At 50.8% G+C, this 18529-nt stretch carries 12 protein-coding genes; 3 read left to right on the forward strand and 9 right to left on the reverse strand.

The features are described 5' to 3' along the window. Nucleotides 1-15: 15 nt before the first annotated feature. Complete coding sequence (locus LIZ87_RS09570; protein ID WP_178313863.1) at nucleotides 16-918, reverse strand: LysR family transcriptional regulator; 903 nt, start codon at nucleotides 916-918, stop codon at nucleotides 16-18. A gap of 432 nt (nucleotides 919-1350) precedes the next feature. On the opposite strand from LIZ87_RS09570, the gene LIZ87_RS09575 reads away from it, so the two are divergent. Then, nucleotides 1351-2670, forward strand: a complete 1320-nt coding sequence (locus tag LIZ87_RS09575; protein ID WP_227146615.1) for an MATE family efflux transporter — start codon at nucleotides 1351-1353, stop codon at nucleotides 2668-2670. A gap of 70 nt (nucleotides 2671-2740) precedes the next feature. Here the strand turns inward: LIZ87_RS09575 and LIZ87_RS09580 are convergent, their stop codons facing one another. Next, the gene (locus tag LIZ87_RS09580; protein ID WP_227146618.1) at nucleotides 2741-3670 is read right to left on the reverse strand and encodes an AraC family transcriptional regulator; all 930 of its coding nucleotides are present in this window, start codon (nucleotides 3668-3670) and stop codon (nucleotides 2741-2743) included. A gap of 129 nt (nucleotides 3671-3799) precedes the next feature. Between LIZ87_RS09580 and LIZ87_RS09585 the strand changes: the two genes are divergently transcribed. After that, on the forward strand, nucleotides 3800-4963 hold the full coding sequence (locus tag LIZ87_RS09585; protein WP_227146621.1) for an MFS transporter: 1164 nt from the start codon (nucleotides 3800-3802) through the stop codon (nucleotides 4961-4963). A gap of 169 nt (nucleotides 4964-5132) precedes the next feature. On the opposite strand, the gene LIZ87_RS09590 is transcribed toward LIZ87_RS09585, so the two are convergent. The 7 genes from LIZ87_RS09590 to LIZ87_RS09620 all read right to left on the reverse strand — a co-directional run bounded on the left by LIZ87_RS09590 (nucleotide 5133) and on the right by LIZ87_RS09620 (nucleotide 16796). After that, nucleotides 5133-7676, reverse strand: a complete 2544-nt coding sequence (locus LIZ87_RS09590) for a heavy metal translocating P-type ATPase (protein WP_178314190.1) — start codon at nucleotides 7674-7676, stop codon at nucleotides 5133-5135. Nucleotides 7677-7832: 156 nt separating this feature from the next. After that, on the reverse strand, nucleotides 7833-8138 hold the full coding sequence (locus tag LIZ87_RS09595; RefSeq protein WP_227146660.1) for a metal-sensing transcriptional repressor: 306 nt from the start codon (nucleotides 8136-8138) through the stop codon (nucleotides 7833-7835). A 175-nt stretch (nucleotides 8139-8313) separates the two neighbouring features. Beyond that, on the reverse strand, nucleotides 8314-9816 hold the full coding sequence (gene arfA, locus LIZ87_RS09600; RefSeq protein ID WP_227146624.1) for an arabinosylfuranosidase ArfA: 1503 nt from the start codon (nucleotides 9814-9816) through the stop codon (nucleotides 8314-8316). Nucleotides 9817-9853: 37 nt separating this feature from the next. Continuing rightward, nucleotides 9854-12853 carry an alpha-mannosidase gene (locus LIZ87_RS09605; RefSeq protein ID WP_227146626.1) on the reverse strand — a complete coding sequence of 1000 codons (3000 nt, stop codon included), beginning with the start codon at nucleotides 12851-12853 and terminating at the stop codon, nucleotides 9854-9856. A gap of 32 nt (nucleotides 12854-12885) precedes the next feature. Continuing rightward, a complete protein-coding gene (locus LIZ87_RS09610) occupies nucleotides 12886-13119 on the reverse strand; it encodes a NifU family protein (RefSeq protein WP_178315990.1) in 234 nt (77 codons plus the stop codon). Between the two features lie 234 nt (nucleotides 13120-13353). Next, nucleotides 13354-15138, reverse strand: a complete 1785-nt coding sequence (locus LIZ87_RS09615) for a sensor histidine kinase (protein ID WP_227146628.1) — start codon at nucleotides 15136-15138, stop codon at nucleotides 13354-13356. Nucleotides 15139-15185: 47 nt separating this feature from the next. Then, entirely contained in the window at nucleotides 15186-16796 is a 1611-nt protein-coding gene (locus LIZ87_RS09620) for a response regulator transcription factor (protein ID WP_227146630.1), read from the reverse strand. A gap of 232 nt (nucleotides 16797-17028) precedes the next feature. Between LIZ87_RS09620 and LIZ87_RS09625 the strand changes: the two genes are divergently transcribed. Beyond that, entirely contained in the window at nucleotides 17029-18450 is a 1422-nt protein-coding gene (locus LIZ87_RS09625) for an ABC transporter substrate-binding protein (RefSeq protein ID WP_227146632.1), read from the forward strand. Nucleotides 18451-18529: the final 79 nt, after the last annotated feature.

The raw sequence follows: 18529 nt of genomic DNA on the forward strand, positions 1-18529 counted from the left end.
TAACATTTAAAAATCTCAACTATCCAATAAAGTCGTCTGGCACAGCACCCGTTCAAATTCGCGGGCTGCTGTGCTTAATGGCTTTCTGGTATCTTTTACAAGGCTGATGCAGCGCGTTGGCAGCTTCTCTTTTAAGTTAAGATAGAATATTTCTCCCCGTTCCACTGGCTCCTTCACAAAAAAATCCGGCAGAAAGCCGATACCCAGGTTATGCTTTATGAGCGGCAGGATCTCCCCTGCGGAGGCTGCCTCAATATCCGGCTCCATGGTCAGGCCGTGGCTTAAGAAGAACTGGCTGTAAAGGCTAAACGTCTGGGTAAAGGGGGACAGACAGATGAAAGGATACTGAAGCATTTCTTTTAAGGAAATAGCCCTGCCTGACAGCGCCTTATATTTCGGTCCCCCAACCGGGGACTCGCAGTAGGACTTAAGAGGGATCTCCAAAAGCGGCTTCGGGATATCCGCCGGCGTGGTGACTACTGCAAAATCCACAATGCCATTTTTCAGCGCAGTGACTGCCTGGGGCGTGGAGTAGTTGGAAATATGGAGCTTAACCCCCGGATAGGCATCGTGGAAGGCCTCCAGCTTTGACATCAGGATGCCATGGAGGGCCGATGCGCTGCAGCCAATAGACAGAATGCCGCTCTGTAGGCTGGTGGAGCTTAACACCTCTGCCTCCCCTGCCGCCAGCTGCTCATAGGCAATGGCCACATGATCATACAGCTTTTCTCCCTCAGGTGTCAGGGCGATTCCACGGTTGCTCCGCACAAACAGACGGCAGCCCAGCTCATGCTCCAGATTGTTCATAGCCCTGGTAATATTGGGCTGGTTATTCAGCAGTATCTTTGCAGCCTGGGTAAAGCTTTTGTATCTCGCCACATAGTAGAAAATCCGGTAATAATCATAATTGACTGCCATTCCCTTTCTCTTCTCCTCTCTCGCTGCCATGTCAAATTAATATAGTTCATATCTCAAATATACCTTTTACATCTTACCTGATTGCGATTATACTATAAAGTCGGATATGGCACAAGCCGGGAAGCACTTGCGTTTCCGCATCTTGTGCTGTGGCTGCCGGGAGGACGGCTGGAAGCTCCGGGTTTCGGACATAAGAAGCACTAAGACACCTGCTTTTTTCTAAAAGCCAGAGCCGCATCAAAGGAACTCGCTGCGCTCAAACAAGCATTGCTGCGGCTCTGAATGAAAAAATCAGCTGCCTAAGTGCTTCTAAATGTCCTGCAAAGTCGCACCAGCCGTCCTCCCGGCAGCCACAGCACAAGATGCGGAATCCAAAGAAAATCCATCCGGCTGCCAGATAATGATCATTGAATTTAGAGGAGCGTGCGAAAAATGACAAAAGATCTTACAGAAGGAAAACCGGAACAGGTCCTGTGGGCCTTCTGCCTGCCGCTGTTCGGAAGCATTATATTCCAACAGCTGTACAACATTGCAGACAGCCTGGTAGCAGGAAAATTTGTAGGCGAAAATGCCCTCGCGGCAGTTGGAAACAGCTATGAGATCACCCTGATCTTCATTGCCTTTGCCTTTGGCTGCAACATCGGCTGCTCGGTTATCACCAGCCGCTTTTTTGGGGCAAAGGACTATGCCAATGTAAAAACAGCGGTACATACTACCTTGGTTTCCGGCGCTGTGCTGTGCCTGTTTCTGATGACGGGAGGCTTCCTGTTCTGCGGCCGGCTGCTGGCGCTGATCAAAACACCGGAGGAGATTTTTGCGGATTCTGCCCTTTACCTTTACATCTATATCGGCGGGCTTCCCTTCCTGTTCTTCTATAATATTGCTACGGGAATATTCTCCGCTCTGGGGGACTCCAAAACCCCCTTCTGGTTCCTGGCAGCCTCTTCCACTGCCAATATTGCTGTGGATATCCTCTTTGTAACAGCCTTTGACATGGGAGTTGCAGGTGTGGCCTGGGCGACCTTCCTCTGCCAGGGAGTGAGCTGCATCCTTTCTATTATCGTAGTGTTCCGTCATCTGTCCTCTTTAAAGACAGATAAAAAGAGCGCACCCTTTTCCTGGAGCATTTTCAAGTCCATCTGCGTCGTGGCAATTCCCAGTATTTTACAGCAAAGCTTTATTTCTCTGGGAAATATTGTGATCCAGAGTGTCATCAATGGCTTCGGAGCTTCCGTCATTGCAGGCTATGCTGCCTCTGTTAAGCTGAACAACATGGTGATCACCTCTTTTACCACTCTGGGCAACGGGATCTCCAATTTCACCTCCCAGAACATCGGCGCAGGAAAGCACTCCCGTGTCCATGAGGGCTTCAGGGCCGGATGTAAAATGGTCTGGATGCTGTGTATACCCATTGTGGCCCTGTACCTCCTGGGCGGAAAATGGCTGGTATTCCTGTTCATGGAGGATGCCCAGGGCCCTGCATTGACTACCGGAGTGCAGATGCTGCGCATCCTCTCTCCATTCTACTTTGTGATCTCCATCAAGCTGGTAGCTGACGGTATCTTAAGGGGCGCAAGCCTTATGAGGCAGTTCATGGTGTCCACATTCACGGATCTGATCCTCCGTGTGATCCTTGCCATCTTCCTCTCAAAGGAGCTTGGAACCATCGGCATATGGATGGCATGGCCCATTGGCTGGGCCATTGGAACCTCCCTGTCCGTCCTGCTTTATAAAAAGTCCCTGCAGCCATAAATTCCACCTGCGCGATTCCAGTGTCTTGTCTCGTTCATATTTCGCCAAATGAACGAAACAAAACACTAGTTCAAGGGCTTTGCTCCCGAACTTCCACTGCGGAAAGAATGGCCTGCCTGCTCCTGTATTCAGACGGCGTACAGGCATAGGCCTTCCGGAATTCCTTGGAAAAATAACTCATATCGGAGAAGCCGCATTGTCCTCCGATCTCCGATATGCTCATGGCGGTGGAGCGCAAAAGCTCTGCCGCCTTTTGTATCCTGTACTGCTTCACATACTGGATGGGGGTAGTCCCAATGGTAGAGCGGAAGCAGCGCAGGCATTCGCTCACACTTACCATGGCGCTTTCCGCAATATCCTTCATTTTCATCTCCCCCGCATAATTTTTCCGGATGTACTGAAGCATGTCCTTCATCCGCATTTCCACGCGAAGGGACCTTTCATCCGGCTGTCCGTTGATATGCCGGCTGCCTGAAAGCAGTATGCAGATCAGCCTTGACAATCCATGGCGGACATCAAATTCATAGCCTGAGGGCTCTTTTACACAGGTTTCCCATACCTCTTCGATCAGCCGTACTGCCTCCTCTTCCCTGCTGTTCTTCTGCCCCAGGCACACCAAGCCGGCTGAACGGTCCGCAAGAAGGGGATTTACATATTTTGTCCAGAAAATGCTGTCCTTATTTCCTCCCACCAGCCACGGCTGAAAGCACATGGAATGGAGAATGCACTCCCCTCTGCCGGCATTTTTCGCGCTGTGCAGAATGCCGGTATTGATAAAAAAGCCGTCTCCCTGTTCCAATACTGCTTTCTCTGTCCCTGCTTCTATGAGCGCCCTGCCCTTTACCACAACAGCAGCCTCCAGCTCCTCATGCCAGTGCCAGGGGACTGGCCTTTTGTGCATGTCATCACGGTAGCAGGCAATGGGAAACAGGGCCGTCCCATGCTCAAGAAGCTCTTTTCCTTCCTTGTCTGTTACAGTGGTACATTCATATAATGCCATTTCTTCCTCCTTATGACGATTTTGTCATATTATTTGACGTTTTGTTCCTAACACAGATCAAATATCGGATGATATAATCATATCAATTTTCTGCATGAAAATCAATTTCTTTCATAAGGAGGACTTCCTATGCTTCATATGCTGCTGGCCATTATCTATCTGGCCTTTATCAGTCTCGGACTGCCGGACTCCCTACTGGGATCGGCCTGGCCTTCTATGTACCCTGTGCTCGGCGTTCCTGTATCCTATGCAGGCGTGATCTCCATGATCATCTCTGCAGGCACCATTCTGTCAAGCCTCCAGAGCGACCGCCTGACAAAGAGGCTGGGGACGGGAAAGGTCACGGCCATCAGCGTGGCAATGACGGCCCTGGCGCTGTTTGGATTTTCCTGCAGCAGCTCCTTTTGGATGCTGTGCCTGTGGGCCATTCCCTATGGCTTGGGCGCAGGAAGCGTTGACGCGTCTTTAAATAATTACGTAGCACTGCACTATGCCAGCCGCCATATGAGCTGGCTCCATTGCATGTGGGGGATCGGCGCTTCCCTGGGGCCCTATATTATGGGATATGCATTGTCAGGCAGGGGCTGGAATATGGGCTACCGCTATATTGCCATTCTCCAGGCAGCTCTGACTCTCATCCTTTTGTTAAGCCTGCCGCTGTGGAAGGAACAACAGGCACAGGAAGAAGAAGGCGCAGCCTCCTTTCTTTCCCCGCTCTCTCTGGGACAGATTTTTCTCCTCCCAGGGGCCAAAGCAGCTATGACTGCATTTTTCTGCTATTGTGCCCTGGAGGCCACCGCCGGCCTGTGGGCAGCCAGCTACCTTGTACTCCATCACGGGGCAGAGGCGAAAGCGGCGGCCGGATTTGCCAGCCTGTTCTATATGGGGATCACCGCCGGAAGAGCAGTAAATGGATTTTTATCCCTGAAGCTCAGCGATACTCAGATGGTAAGGCTTGGACAGGGCATCATCCTTTTCGGAGCTCTTTTGCTCCTGCTCTCCTTCTCACAGGCCGTTTCTCTGGCCGGACTGGTGATGATCGGCCTGGGCTGCGCCCCCATTTATCCCAGCATGCTCCATGCAACTCCCCATCACTTTGGCGCCGGCAGATCCCAGGCCATCATGGGAGTGCAGATGGCCTGTGCCTATGTGGGGACCTGCCTTATGCCGCCCCTTTTCGGCCTCATCGCCAGCCATGTGAGCATTGTGCTCTTTCCCGTGTTCCTTCTGCTGATCCTCGTACTTATGGTCTTTACACATGAGAAGCTGATTGATATGGAGAATATTGGATAATGTTCTGCAGTCGCTGCATGCAACAACAAACCCCTTATAACTTGCAGTAAGGGACAGCACTTCTCTCATAGAAGCAGCTGTCCCTTATTTTTGCCGGATATACCGAAAGGCCTCCTTAACAGGCTTGCGGTTTTACAGGCTTTCCAGATTACATTGCCAAATGACCGTGTTACTGGATGGAGATGACTTTATAATCCTGGTCCTCCACTGTCTTCTTTAACACTTCATCGGATACCTCTGCTGCCAGGGTAACAACAGCCGTCCCGGCCTCATGGCTCACTGCTGCCTCGGATACCTCCGGAAGTGCCTCCAACACTTTCTTCACTCTTGCCTCACAATGTCCGCACATCATTCCTTCAATCTTCATTGTCTTTGTCATTGTTTTCTTCTCCTTTTTCTGCTTTCCTTTTATTTTTCTATCTTTTCCCGCATCATGCAGGTTAAACAGATTCAGTCTCAAGGCGTTTGTCACCACACAGAAGCTGGACAGGCTCATGGCTGCCGCGCCGAACATGGGGTTCAGCTTCCATCCGAAGATCGGGATGAACAGGCCTGCTGCCAGGGGGATCCCTATGGTATTGTAGAAAAATGCCCAGAACAGGTTTTCATGGATATTCTTCAGGGTCGACCTGCTCAGGCGGATGGCAGCGGGTACATCGCTCAGCCTGCTCTTCATCAATACCACATCTGCCGCATCAATGGCAACATCCGTGCCCGCGCCGATGGCAATACCGATATCCGCCCTGGTCAAGGCCGGGGCATCGTTGATTCCGTCTCCTACCATGGCAACCTTTCCTTTCTCCTTCAGGGAGCGGATAACGCTTTCCTTTCCGTCAGGCAGTACCCCTGCGATCACCTGGTCTACTCCTGCCTGTCTGCCGATGGCCTTTGCTGTCCGCTCATTGTCTCCGGTCAGCATTACCACCTGGATGCCCATATTCTGGAGCTCCCGCACTGCCTGGGGGCTGTCCTCCTTGATCACGTCAGCCACTGCAATGATACCCACGAGCTCATTCTCACGGCTGAAGAACAGAGGTGTTTTCCCTTCCCCTGCAAGCTCCTCGGATCTCCGCTTCATCTCCTCGGATATCGCCGTTTTGCTGCTTATAAATTTATGATTGCCTCCTCTTACAACTGCACCTTCCAAAACAGCTGTCAGGCCATTGCCCGGCAATGCCTGGAAATCAGAAACCTCCTCTGGGGCAAGCCCTCTCTCCTCTGCCTCCAGAAGGATGGCCTTCGCAAGAGGATGCTCGCTCTTCTTTTCCAGGGAATAGGCCAGCCTGAGCAGCTCCTCCTCCCCCACTCCGGGAGCCGCAAGAATATCTGTCACCTTGGGCTCTCCGTTTGTAATGGTGCCTGTTTTATCGAGAGCCACGATCTGTACCTTACCGGTTTCCTCCAGGGAAACTGCTGTTTTAAACAAAATGCCGTTCTTTGCGCCCATGCCGTTTCCTACCATGATCGCCACAGGCGTAGCGAGACCTAAAGCACACGGGCAGCTGATAACCAGCACGGAAATACCTCTTGCCAGGGCAAAGCCTATGGTCTGGCCTGCTGCCAGCCACACCAGGGTTGTCACTACCGCTATAGTGATGACGGCCGGAACGAAAATACCGGATACCTTATCCGCTACCTTTGCAATGGGAGCCTTCGTGGCAGCTGCATCGCTCACCATCTGGATGATCTGGGATAATGTGGTGTCCTCTCCTACCCTGGTGGCCTCGCACTTGATAAAGCCTGACTGGTTTAAGGTTGCGGCAGACACATGATCTCCCTCTGCCTTGTCCACAGGAATGCTCTCGCCTGTAAGAGCAGCTTCATTGACAGCGCTGCTTCCCTCCAGGACAACGCCATCCACCGGGATATTCTCCCCTGGGCGCACAACAAAAATGTCGCCCTTTCTCACCTGGTCAATGGAAACCTCTGTCTCCACGCCGTCCCTTACTAGAACGGCTGTTTTGGGAGCCAGCTTCATAAGGCCCTTTAAGGCATCTGTGGTCTTGCCCTTTGAGCGGGCCTCCAGCATTTTCCCCACTGTGATCAGGGTCAATATCATTGCCGCTGACTCAAAGTAAAATTCATGCATATAGGCCATAACGCCGTCCATATTGCCCTTTACCTGAGCATCGGTCATGGCAAACAGGGCGTAGGTGCTGTATACGAAAGCGGCGGTAGAACCAAGGGCAACCAGGGTATCCATGTTGGGCGCTCTGTGCCACAGGCTCTTAAAGCCGCTGATAAAGAACTTCTGGTTGATGACCATGACGATCACCGTGAGCAGAAGCTGTATCAGTCCCATGGCTACGTGATTATCCGTAAAAAATGACGGCAGCGGCCATCCCCACATCATATGTCCCATAGAGAAATACATAAGGACGATCAAAAATCCCAGGGATGCGAATAAACGCCGTTTCAGTATGGGAGTTTCCCTGTCCTTCAGCATATCCTCATTCCCGGCAGCCCCCGCGGGTGCCGAAGCACCGCCCGGCCCGGCAGCTCCTGCTCCCGGAGCACCCTTTTTTGCCGCACCGTAGCCAGCGGCCTCCACTGCCGCTATGATATCCCCGGCTGCTGCTGTTCCCTCCACACCCATGGAATTGGTCAAAAGACTCACGGAGCAAGATGTTACCCCCGGCACCTTTGACACTGCCTTTTCCACTCTGGCGCTGCAGGCAGCGCAGCTCATTCCTGTTACTGTATACTGTTCCATCTCTGCCTCCTTGTTATGAGCACTTAGCGGTCGTCTTCTGACCGCTTACGTGCGATACATGTCAGCCTCACTTAGCGAGGTCTTCCACGAGCTTAGTGAGGTGGCTTGTTATGAGCACTTAGCGGTCGTCCTTTGACCGCTTACGTGCGATGCCTATTATCTCATCAGCTTCTGGAGCGTGACAACCAGCTCATCTATAGTATCATCCTTTCCCTCCCGGATATCCGTGGCAACGCAGGTTCTGATATGATTTGCCAGGAGTACCTTGTTGAAGCTGTTAAGCGCCGCTGTCACTGCGGAAACCTGAGTCAGGATATCTGTACAGTAAGCATCCCGCTCAACCATACCCTTAATCCCCCGTATCTGTCCTTCGATCCTGTTCAGCCGATGGATCAGATCCTTATATTCCTCTGCTGTCCGCTCCTTTGTCTTATGGCAGCAGCATCCTTTCTCCTCTTCCATTCCCATAAACACACCTGCCTTTCCATTTCCATCTATTCCTATCGGTCTTCTGGGGTTATTATATACCCTATGGGGGTATCTGTCAATACTATCCTCATAAAACCTATCATAACTGCTAAAAAAGCGGCCAAAACACAAAGGTTCTAGCCGCTTTCCAATCTCACTGCTCTTTCTTCTATTTCCATTTCTCCATCCGTATCACATTCCAGCTTCTGGCAGGCAGAATTCCCTTCAGATATCCATCGGAAACCTGAGAGCGTCCGCCCTCTCTCGGAGCTACCTCCTGAGGCCTCTCTCTGGTGTTCACTGCCTTCAAGTCATCATGGGTCAGGATAATGTGCTTTGTCACATGATAACCCTCATACTGCCGCAGATCCATGGATAGTTCCATGTCTTCTTCCAAATTCTTATTTACTGTAAAAAGAGTAAGCGTTCCCTCCCTTTTGTTCTCAGTCACTACTGCATCCACATAGGGGGCGTCTCCGTAGCGGCTTTCATAGACCGGGGTCTTTACGATGGTCTGGAGCACGGTGCCCCGGCCCATACGGCTGGCATGCATGTAAGGGTAAAAGATGGTCTGGGCCCAGGCGCCCTGACCGTCTGTCATAATGGGCGCAATGACATTTACCAGCTGGGCCAGGCAGGCAATCTTTACTCTGTCAGCATGGCGCAGAAGGGTAATGAGCATGCTTCCCACTAGCAGGGCATCCTCAAGGTTGTAAATATCCTCCAGCTGATGGGGAGCCTGGCTCCACCTGGGGATTTTCTTATCCTGCTCTTTGGAGTGATACCACACGTTCCACTCGTCAAAGGACAGATGGATCTTCTTTTTCGCACGCCTCTTTGCCCGCACTGCATCGCAGATGGACACAACAGAAGAAATAAATGCATCCATATTTACAGAGGATGCCAAAAAATCCGCTGTATTGTTCTCCCCATTGCCGTAGTAGGTATGCAGGGAGAGATAATCCACCTCGTCATAGCAGTGATCCAGCACAGTTTCCTCCCAGGAGCCAAAGGTCGCCATACCCATATTGGAGCTTCCGCAGGCCACCAGCTCGATCTCCGGATCCACCATCTTCATGATACGGCCTGTCTCCTGGGCAAGCCTTCCGTATTCATCTGCCGTCTTGTGGCCTGTCTGCCAGGGCCCGTCCATTTCATTTCCCAGGCACCACAGCTTGATATCATGGGGCTTTTCATACCCATGACTGCGCCTTAGGTCACTATAATAGGAGCCTCCGGGCACATTGCAGTATTCGATCAGGTCTTTGGCCTCCTCTGCTCCCCTGGTTCCCAGATTCACTGCCATCATGGGGCTGGTCCCCGCCTTCTTTGCCCAGTTCATGAACTCGTTCAGGCCAAACTGGTTTGTCTCGATCACAGACCAGGCCAGATCCAGGCGCTTTGGCCGCAAATGAGCCGGGCCCACTCCATCCTCCCAATGATAGGCCGATACAAAATTTCCTCCCGGATAGCGTACCAGAGGCACTCCGATCTCGCGTATGAACGCAAGAGTATCCCTTCGGAAGCCCTCCTCATCGGCCAGAGGGCTTCCGGGCTGGTAAATACCGCCGTACACAGCCCGTCCCAGATGCTCGATAAAAGACCCGAAAATCCTCTCATCCACTTCTCCTGTCCGAAATTCCCTGTCAATACAGATTTCTGTCTTCTTCAATCTCACTGTCTCCTATCCTTTTTCTCCCCAATACTCCTTATGCCTTCAAAAACTCATCCAAAGCAACCCCTATGGTAAGAAGCTCAAAGGGATGGTAAGAGAGCCTGTCAGAACTGCCTTCCGCTCCCTCCTCCATATCCTCCAGCATATTTAAGGCTGCTGCCCTAAAGGGAAGCCCGATCTCTCCCCTGCGTCCATCCTGCTCGCTTAACCGGAATACCACCTGCTTTCCGTCCTCAGACAGCTTCACGGCCTGAAGATACAGCGGGCCAAAGTCCCAGCCAGGCGCCTTTATCTCTGATCTTACCAATGGCACATTGTAGGCAAGAGCCTTGTCATTGATGCCTGCCTCTACCATATTTCCCATATGTGGAAGGATCACATAGCAGAAATCATGATGGCCGATATCGGACTGGATATCCGGGCGGATATTGGCCCGCAGGAGGCTTAAGGACATGCCTTTTTCCTCTGCCCCAAGACCGTATTTTCCCTCGTTGATCAGGGCAACGCCTCCATCCTCCTCTGCAAAGTCGCACCATTTATGGCAGCACACCTCAAATCTGGCCTTCTGCCAGCTGGTATTTTTGTGGGTATCCCGCTTGATGTAGCCCGCGCTGGTATCGCATATGAGTTCTCTGGACAGAACATTACAGGAAAATTCTGCCTTTACCAGGCGGTGCTTTTCATCCCAGTCCACAATGTGCTCCACCTCAATATAAGGGGATTCCTTAAACAGGCGGATCACCACCTCCCAGGCACTCTTATCTCCCGGCGTTGCCAGGCTGGCGCGAAGCTCTGCCACAATGCCGTCTGCATAGGAGAGGCGGAGCCCTTCCTTTACCGTAAACGGATATTCCACATCCCTATAATTCGGCAGAATGTCCCATGCATCATACATACCAGGGGTATCCTGGTAGAGGCGGAGCTTGTTGAACGCTCCATCCGCCCATTCCCTGCCTGTCCGCTTATCAAACAGGCTGTCCATGGAGCCATCCTCTTCAAAGCAGATGCGGTAGCAGGGGGTATCCACGATCTGCCGGGTGTCCTCCGGCTCTCTCCTCACTACCTTTATCCAGGAGCCATCCCCGCGCTCCGGCATCTTCAGCCTCTTTTGAGAAAATGCCTCCATTGCCGGATAAGCAAAATATCCTTTCACGCCCTTTCTCTCCACCGGGCCGTCGCTGTCCGGGATAAAGGTAACCTCTTCCCTCTTTTTATTCAGGGTATTAAAGTACACCTCTCCCTTTTCCTCTATAACAGCATCCAGACGCTTTTCCAGCTCCTCATAATCCCTCATGGCATCCTCATAAACAGGATTAATGTGGCTTCCCGGCAGGATATCGTGGAACTGGTTTAACAGGAGCATTTTATAGCATGCCTTCAGCTCCTCCTTTGGATAAGTCTTTCCCTCCCTCATGCGCAGCACGGATAAAAGCTCTGCATTTCTAAGCTTAAACTCCAAGCGCCTGTTGACCGCCTTGAGATTGGATTTTGTTGTAAATGTGCCGCGGTGCATTTCCAGGTACAGCTCCCCATCCCAGGTCTCCAGAGCTTCATTTCCCTCCAGATTCCTGTGAAGGAACTCATCCGCCCTCATATGCTCCGTCTTCGGCATAATGCTCAGGCGTTCAAAGCGGTGCATAAGCTCAAGCATCTCCTCTGTGGCGCCGCTGCCGCCGTCTCCATATCCGAACATGGACAGCGTCTGTCCGCCTGTCTCCTTTTCCTGGTAAGCGTCCCAGTTTTCTTTGATCTGGCTCGGCATGTTCCAGGTGATAAAATGGGTGGGCGGCACACAGGCATAGACGCGGCTGCCGTCGATCCCCTTCCACAGGAAATGGTTGTGCGGAAAGCGGTTCGTATCGTTCCAGGTGGACATCTTATTAGAGACAAAATAGTTTACCCCGGACTTCTTTAAGATCTGAGGCAGTATCCAGCTGTTGCCGAACACATCCGGCAGCCAGGCATTGTCTACGGTGATGCCGAAGGCCTCCCGGTAATAATGCTGTCCGTACAGGCACTGGCGGATCAGGCTCTCCGCGCTGGGGATATTGCAGTCCGGCTCCACGTACATGGCGCCCACCGGCTCAAAGCGCCCTTCCTTTATCTTTTCTTTCAGCTCCTCAAACAGCTCAGGGTAATGCTTTGACAGAAGCTCATAGGTATATGGCTGAGTATGAGCATATTTGAAATCCGGGTACTGATCCATAAGGCGCATCTGAATGAGGATCGTCCTGGCATTTTTCTGTACCACATGGATACGCCTCCAATAATAGGCAATATCCAGATGGGAATGTCCCACAAGGGCCACATCGCCGCTGGAGCGGAAATCCCGGTTCTGGTAAATATGCTCCTCTATGTACCTTGAAGCCTCCTTCACGCCCTCCCAGGTGTCAAAATCGATCTTATTTAAGGCCTGGTTCAGCTCCCGGTTTAAAAATTCCCTGTAATCCTCGTCAAAGTTCCTGGACTTTGCAATATCAAGGAGCACTGTCAGATCGTAAAACAGAGATACCAGCTCTCTGTTTAATACTGCAATATAAGCTCCCTCAAATATCTGCCTGCAGCCTCTGGAGGCTATGGCATCCGGATTTCTCTCATCATCGGGCTTTGAACGGTTGTAGCCCTCGATCTCGATCTCAAACTCACCACTCCCCTCTTTTAACCAGGGATTTAACAGCAGGCGGTCTCTGTTGGGGTCGATCCCTCCCGCATATCTGCCGTTGATCTTTACGATCATCTCTGCTGCTGTGTGAAGAGTAAACCAGACCTCCTGACCGTGAAGCTCCTCCGGCACAACGCCCCGCCCCTTTATAAAGGCGGTGCCGTCAGGGCTGAAATACATATCGCCCTGCCGTAAGGGCCGGTAATCCGAGCAGTATTCATACTCATTTTCCCCCACCTGGCGGGCATCCCTGATCCAAAGGTCTGTTATCTCATATTTCTTCTTAATAAGGCTGCGTTTGATCCAGGCAAAGCGCAGATCCGTCCATTCCTCAGGACGCATACTTCTTCTGATTACTTCAACAAAAGCCATAATTCCTCCCTATCTGTCTGCAAATATACCCTTTAGTTATCCCAGAAAAAAGGCTTGACCCTCAGAGGCCTGATCCTGATCTCCTCCCCCAGATCCCGCTTTACCTCCTGGCAGATCCAGTCCATACACCTGTCTAAAATCACACATTTGGAGCATTCTCCCCTGAATCTTAAGGTAAGCTGCCCGTCTTCATAAGAGACAAATTCCACCCAGCCTCCGTCTCCCCGTATCCTGGGTCCGATCTTGTTGCAGATATAATCCTTCATGGAAACCTCCTGACCTATTCTCGTTTTGTGCTCATTATAGTAAACTTTCCGGATTCCAGACAGGACAAAATCTTTTGATTACGTGACCTTTTCTAATATTTTTCTGTAAAAGTTCCATCGCTGCAGACGATCTGAATTCAGGTATTGCAAATAGCCCCGGAGGAGTTTCCTATGGTACGAAAAAAGGAGCTTGCGCTCCTCTTTTCAGGCCTCAGACAAACCTCCTGCTCTGCCTTATGATATTTTCTTCTGATCCATAAGCGGTATCTTAATGGTAATCGTGCTCCGGTAATAAGGAATAGAGTTTAGGACAACATCCACGTTTTCCTTCCCATAGTAGGAAATCAGCCTGTGGTAAATATTGTGCAGCCCCACATGGCGGTGGGTCTCCTCAGGGTCGGTGGCGTACATGATACCCTCTGCCGCCTTTACATCAAAGCCGCAGCCATTGTCCGCCACCTCGATCACCAGCCGCTCTCCTTCCTCAGAAAAATTCACCTCGATGGTGGGAACGGAAATGGGGATGCCCGGCGCATCAATGCCGAAGCCGTGCTTGATGGAGTTTTCCACCAGCGGCTGAAGAATCGTCTTTAATATCAGCTTTTCGTTGAGCCTGGGAGACAGCTGGTACATGAAAATGATGGACTGGCGGAAGCGCTGGTTCATCAGCTTGATGTAGGCATTTGCATGGCGCAGCTCATTGGAGGCTGTGATCAGATCCGCTCCGTAGGAAAGGCCGATGCGCAGGTATTCCGCCAGATACTGTATCATACTGGCAGCAGTCTGAGACTCGCCCCGGATGACCTCGGACTGGATGCACTCCAGGGTATTGTAAAGGAAATGGGGATTGATCTGCTCGGTGAGCATTTTGATCTCCGTCATGCGCTTTTCGGATTCCTCCTGCTTGATGCGCACCATCTGCTGCTGTATGGTGTCATACATGGTATTGATGGCCGTGCAGAGCTGCCCCATCTCATCGCTGGTGGCAAAGTCCTGCCGCTCCTTATATTCGTCCCTCTCGATCTGTCTGATGATCTCTGTCAGCCGTTTCGCAGGCCTGGTGACATAGCGGGTCATCAATATGGACAGCAGCAGCAGGATACACACCACCACCAGCAGCACAAAGATCAGCATCATGCCTGTGTTGCCGAATATGGTCTGTATAGACTCCCTCTCCACATAATTTAAGAGCACCAGCCTCAGGTGGTTCAGCTTACCCAAAATGAGATAAGAATCCGAATTAATGGACACCAGAAACTTTTGGTTCCCGCTTACAAGAGAGGTGATGAGTCCCTTTGTGCTTCCTCTGTCATAGACCTGGGGAATCTCCCAGCCTGTACCGATATTTAAGGGTATTCCATCCTGTGTCAGAAGGTAAAATACGCTGCGGGACTGCTTTACATTGGCAGAGTCCAGGCTGCTTTTTAACTTTGAACAGTCCAAAAGAATAGCAATATAGAGATCAGGGGCCGTTCCGTCCAGCTTCACCTCCGCATAATCAGCTGCATTTACAGTCACGGGAAACAGGATCGGTATGACCGGGACACTGCTGTGGAAAGGACTGGAGCGCTGCGGAAGGCAGGTGATCCCCTTCACTGCTGCCAGCTCATCCAGAGCAATAAAATCCTCCAAGGTTCTCTGCATCGGATTCTTATACATGGTATAGGCCGCAGAGCCGTCCCCCTTTATCATCATGGAGGAATGGACCATATAATTGCACCTTGCCAGATCGGACAGCTCGTTCTGCATCAGGCGCTCCACCACCACATAGGAGGAGGACGGCTGGTTCATGGTTTTGATATCCGCAGCAAATTCTTCCGTGCCGCAGGTGCGGACAAAATGCTCCAGGATATCTTTAAAATTTACCTCAAGGGTATTAACCGCATTGCTTGTGACTGTCTGTGCATTGCGCAGCAGGCGTTCCGAGGAGCTCCTGCTGTAATATCCGATAAAGGTCAGCATGATAATACTGCTGGTAGCCAGAGTAAGGGTAAAAATAATAATACATATCTTCGACAAGAGAGGAAGATTTTTATATTTGATAAGCATCCGTCTTTCCATCGCACTCACCTGTATTTCGCCTGAAAATCAGAGGGTGTGATGCCGTGGACATTTTTAAATGCGCGTGAAAAAGAGCGGTAATCCCCATAGCCCACAGCATAGGCCACATCGCTGATGGCGGTGCTGGGATTCATAAGAGCCCTGCGGGCATACTCCATTTTTTCGGTCAGCAGGTAATCCCTCAGATTAATGTTGGTCTTATTCTTAAAATAGATCGCAAAATAGGAGGGGCTTAGATGCACCTGCCTCGCAATATCCTCGATCTTAATATGGTTGGTGATATTGCTGTGTATAAATTCCTTTGCTGTCCTTATGATGTCATCTTCGGCCTCGGACGCTGTCTTCTGGGCAGAGGCATATTTGGGCGTAGCATAGCCGTACACCGCGTCAATGAACTCCGACAGCTGGCAGAAGGAATTTACAAGCCATTCCCGTATCTGCTGAAGCCGCTTAAACTGATACAGATCCTGGGCCCTGGCGATCTCTGTGATCTCCTCGTGGGAAAAAGAGGAAAATTCCTGCTCGATCCGGTGAAACAGGGTATAGCAGAGGCTGAATACATAGTTTGGCGGCGGCATCTGGACATAGAGGACCTTGTCTATGAATTCGCTGCAGTATGTACGTATGCCCTCAAAATCCTTTTTCACGATATACTGCACAAGGGGCAGATAATCAATATCCGACAGATTCATGGTGGGCGGCGTGGAGCAGATCGCCTCATAGGTGAAAATGCGGGAGGAATCATCGTAGAGCTGATAGGTTATGGCCGTCATTGCCCGGTTATAGGAATAGGAGCATTCCATCAGGCTGGATACCGTATCTCCCAGCCCGATGAGCGGCAGGGGCAGCCCTGCATCGCGGAAAACCTCCAGGCACCTCATGGCTGTCCGGAAGGGGATCATGCTGGAGACATTGAATATCCCGATGATCTGACGCTCATTGTATTTCCAGAAAATATGCTTTTCCTGGGCAAATTCCTTGTCCAGCTTCTCTAAGACAGCCTCAAAGGGTATCTCCCTTTCATCTAAGCTTTGACCCCCGCTCCCGTCCTGATCACATAATAATGCGCACACATAGCAGGCACTGTCATTTAAATGGATCCCTGTACTCTTTAAGGTCTCCCGGATAATGCCAGGTTCTAAAATCTTACTGTCCACCAGCTTATTAAAAAAATCCAGATTCAGTTTTTCCTGATACATGGAACGGTTGCTCCTCCTGCCATGCCTGCTCCGCTCCAGGCAGATGCGGTAGATCTCATCGTAAAGCTCCAGATTGTTTAAAGGTTTTAACAGGTAAGCCTTTGCCCCATAGCGTATGGCTTCCTTTGCATAAGAAAAATCATCATACCCGCTTAAAATGATGAAATCTGTCTGAATGCCGCTGTCCCGTATCCTCTGGATGACCTCCAGACCGCTGATCTCCGGCATCTTAATATCGATAATAGCCACATCCGGCTTATGCTCAATGATCGCATTAAGAGCCTCTTTTCCATTTCTGGCTAAGGATACTACCTTGATCCCCAATGCGGCCCAGTCAACCGCATCCTCAAGTCCCTTTAAAATGGATATCTCGTCATCTGCGAGAACTGCGCTAAACTGCATAATAGGCTGCTCCATATACGCTCCTTTCCCTGCTTTCTGTCTATTTTCTACATGTTATCCCTTAAAAGTAGTTCGATTATATGCGCAACCTACAATATCTGTCAAGACTGCAGGCACGGGACGGATTCTTAAAATTTGTTACATAGTAAATGAAATATGTCCTTCTTGTAAATGCAAAAAAATGGTAAGGTTGAAACACGAAAGGTACATGAGTGACACAAAAATAATGTAACAAAAGGAGGATACCATGAAAAAAAGAAGAATTACCAGTATTCTGCTGGCAGCAGCCATGGCTGCATCATTAGCCGGCTGCGGCTCCAGCTCTGACTCTGCAGCACCGGCCACCGAAGCCCAGCAGGCAGGAGGAGAGACAAATGCGGAGGCGCCGGCAGCACCGGAGGGCGCAACCACCATTGAGGTATGGACAGAGGACAGACATGACCTTGAGTATGTGGAGGCCATGATCGACAAGTACAACCAATCCAACGAGGACGGCATTTTCATTAACCTGACTGTTATCACAGAGGACTATAAGAACATGCTGGCACTGGCTTACAACGGCGGCACAGCTCCTGACGTAGTGGGCGCAAACAGCCTGCCCCTCAACACCTTTGCTGATACTGGCATCCTGATGCCATTAAATGAGTATATTGATTCTGACGAGACCTTCCAAAAGGTCAATGAGCCTTATGAGCATGCCTATGAAGGCGAGAACACAAGAAACGGAAACATTTACTTTGTATACAGCGGCATGCGCTCCGGCGTACGTGTAGAGTACAACAAGGATCTGCTGGAAAAGCACGGCTACACCGAGGTTCCGAAGGATCTGGATTCCTACATCGAGATGGCAAAAACCATCACCGAGCAGAGCGGCGGAGAGTATTACGGCATCGGCTTTACCTCCTCTTCTCCATTTGAACGTCTTCTGGAAATGTCCGCTCAGGTATCCGGTATTTTCTATTACGACTATGTCAATGGTAAATACGATTTCAGCGGCTACAGAGAGATCCTGGAAAAAGGCCAGCGGTTCCAGAGCGAGGAGATCGCTTATCCTGACCAGCAGGGAGTTGACAATATGAGAGCCCTCTTTGCAGAAGGCGAATTTGCCCTCTGGAGCAATGCATCCCAGGAGGCTTCCGTATTTACCAACCAGATTCCGATCACCTCCTTTGAGTGGGGTGTAGCAGAGGTTCCTTCCTTAACAGGAGAGATCAAGGGCGCGCTTCAGACAACTCCTGCCAAGGCCTATGGTATCGTCTCCACCTCCGAGCACAAGGATCTGGCATGGAAAGTGATCCAGTATTTCCAGTCTGAGGACTTCTTAAAGGGCTATCTGGAATCCGGCTACTGCCTGCCCATCAGCACCTATATGGACAAGGCCATCGACAAGACAAAGATCGGACGCCTGGTAGATTTCTCCCTGCTTGAATATGAGTCCGTATATCCGAAGCCTCCTGTTATCAACCTGACAGGCGATGACTACAGGATCGTTCTGTGGAACGCCGTTATGGGCTATGTGGATATCGATGAAGCCATTGAAGATCTGAATACCCGTTACAATGAGGCCTTGGAGGCCGACATCGCAGCCGGGACAACAAAGCGCCTTGTAATCTCTGATTATGACCCGCTTCATCCCAGCCAGGGAACTATGACCTATTTAGACAACTAAGGAAGCGGCACAAAGGGGAACTGTATGGCATGAAATACAAGTTCCCCTTTCCCGTCTGATAATGCCAAAAAGGAGGCTT

It is taken from the genome of Lacrimispora sp. 210928-DFI.3.58 (genome assembly GCF_020554865.1).
GTDB lineage: Bacteria > Bacillota > Clostridia > Lachnospirales > Lachnospiraceae > Enterocloster.